Source organism: Bathymodiolus heckerae thiotrophic gill symbiont (assembly GCF_900128515.1).
Lineage (GTDB): Bacteria > Pseudomonadota > Gammaproteobacteria > PS1 > Pseudothioglobaceae > Thioglobus_A.
The window spans coordinates 1-2,426 of the sequence record NZ_FQTP01000148.1; the positions used below are offsets into that span (position 1 = coordinate 1).

At 38.3% G+C, this 2,426-nt stretch carries 3 protein-coding genes; all 3 read right to left on the reverse strand.

The genetic code is table 11. The features are described 5' to 3' along the window. Positions 1 to 145 precede the first annotated feature (145 nt). Complete coding sequence (locus BTHERMOSOX_RS10400; protein ID WP_138121078.1) at positions 146 to 775, reverse strand: glutathione S-transferase N-terminal domain-containing protein; 630 nt, start codon at positions 773 to 775, stop codon at positions 146 to 148. An 80-nt stretch (positions 776 to 855) separates the two neighbouring features. Next, the gene (locus BTHERMOSOX_RS10405; RefSeq protein ID WP_138121079.1) at positions 856 to 1,545 is read right to left on the reverse strand and encodes a cytochrome c1; all 690 of its coding nucleotides are present in this window, start codon (positions 1,543 to 1,545) and stop codon (positions 856 to 858) included. A 1-nt stretch (position 1,546) separates the two neighbouring features. Next, positions 1,547 to 2,426, reverse strand: an 880-nt coding sequence (locus tag BTHERMOSOX_RS10410; RefSeq protein ID WP_138121080.1) for a cytochrome b, incomplete at its 5' end; no start/stop codon positions are given.

Sequence of the window (2,426 nt, forward strand, 5' to 3'; positions counted from 1 at the left end):
AGATGCGATCATCTTGAATAAATTGTGTAGGTACAACTACTTCTGTATTTGTACAGTCTACAAGAATATGTGCGCTAAGCCCCGAATCTTCCATCCACTGATGATAGGCTCTAATTAAATAGGGTGCAACAGCAGCCATTCTAATTTAGTTATATTCTTTTTCGCAGTCAGTCAAAGACTCTTTAAATGAATCTCTTACAAACAATCTCTTAGCGTAGTCAGTAACCGCTTTTCCTGATGCACCTAGTTCTATGTCTAGTTTTTTCATGCGCCATAATAATGCACCGAGACAAGCGTCAACAATTGTCATATCATCACTTTTAAAGAAAGGTTTGTAAGCAAATAAAGGCACCAATTCGATTAGATTGCTTTTCAGAATTTTACGAGCTTCGGTCGCCGCTTTTTTGTCACCATTTTCAATTGTATCAACCAGCTCAAACCAACAGCCTGCAGAGCGTGTAAATCTAAAGATCATTAATCTTTTTTCTGATTTTTCAATTGGGTCAACGGGTAATAGCGGTGGGAATGGGAATCTTTCATCAAGATATTCCATGATTACTGATAAATCATAAAGAACAATGCCACGATCAAATAGTGTTGGTAGCGATTGACAAGGGTTTAGTTCTAAAATTTCTTCCGGCATTTCATTAATTTCAATGTTGAAAATATCCCTTTCGATATTTTTTTCAGCCATGATAAAGCGAACAACATGAGACTCAATCTCGTGAGGAGATGAGTACAAAGTTGTTGAAGATGGATTAGGTTTTATTAACATGATTGATTACCCCTTTAAAATAAAAAAACAGCACCCCCTATTTAAGAGCGCTGTTATGTGTTTCTAATATTAGCGACTAACTAGTCTTTTGCACGCCATTTGCCATACTTGACATCTTTCCAATATTCTTGCTTAAGTAAATAAGACAAAATGAATAAGATAAACAAGAATCCTAGGACCTTGAAACCAATCTCGACTCTGATTAGCTTAACAGGCTCTGAGACATAATCCAAGAAGTTGGTGATATCTCTCACCTCTTGATTGAATTCTTTTTCAGATTTGTCCTGCTTTGACTTCCATAAGATGTCAGGCATAGATGCATTCTCTAATACGTGATTATTTACGCCATAAGGGCGAGTTTCATCAGCATAAAAGCCTTTAAGATAGGTGTAAATCCAATCCGTGCCGCGCGCTCTGCCCGTTAGTGATAAATCTGGTGGCGTTGTGCCAAACCATTCTTTTGCACCATCTTCAGGCATTGAAGAGAAAATCAGACTACCTGTTTTTTCAGCATTAAACATTAGGTTGTTGGCCATATCTGCATCGCTAATATTTAAATCTTTAGCAATACGATTATAGCGCATAAATTCAATTGAGTGGCAACCTGAACAATTGTTCATAAATGATCTAGCGCCACGTTGCAAAGAAGCCTGGTCAGTAATATCTGTATTGGCAGCCTCTAAATGAACGCCAGCACCTGAAGCGCTTGCGTTAAAAGAGATAACCATTGCAGCCATCGCTGATAATGTCGTGTTTAGTAATGTTTTCATATTAACGCTCCGTTGTTCTTTCAGGCACTGGCTTGGTTTTTCCAATTGAGGTAAACCAAGGCATCAGAATAAAGAATGCAAAATAAAGCGCCGTGAAAATCTGAGCCATTAGGCTGTATAGCGGTGTTACTGCTTGCATTCCTAACCAACCCAAGACGATAAAGGAAACAACAAATATTCCTAAAGCAACTTTATAAGGCCATGAGCGGTATCTAATTGATTTAACTTTAGAGCGATCTAACCAAGGTAGTGCTACCAAGATTGATAGCGCTGCAAACATTGCAAACACGCCTGGTAATTGCGAACCAAACATTGGTGGAATAGCTCTTAACACTGAATAGAATGGTGTTAAGTACCAAAGCGGCGCAATACGACCTGGCGTTTTGAGTGGGTTTGCTTCAACAAAATTTGGGGCCTCCAAGAAGTATCCACCTAAGGCTGGTGCAAAAAATACAATAGCACTAAAGATCATTAAGAATACTACGACACCCATAATGTCTTTTACACTGTAGTAAGGGTGGAACGGAATGCCATCTTTTGGAATGCCATTCGCATCTTTATTTTTCTTAATTTCAACGCCATCAGGGTTGTTTGAACCAACTGTATGAAGTGCAACAATATGCATGAATACCAAGATAACCAAAATAAGTGGAATGGCAATAACATGCAATGAGAAGAAGCGGTTAAGTACCGGATCGCCTACAGAAAAGTCACCTAGAATGAATTCTAAAATTAATTCACCAAAAATTGGGAATGAGCCAAATAGATTGATAATTACTTTTGCACCCCAGTATGACATTTGACCCCATGGTAGTACGTAACCCATGAAAGCTTCAGCCATTAGTGCAATATAAAGCACCATACCAAGAATCCAAATTAAT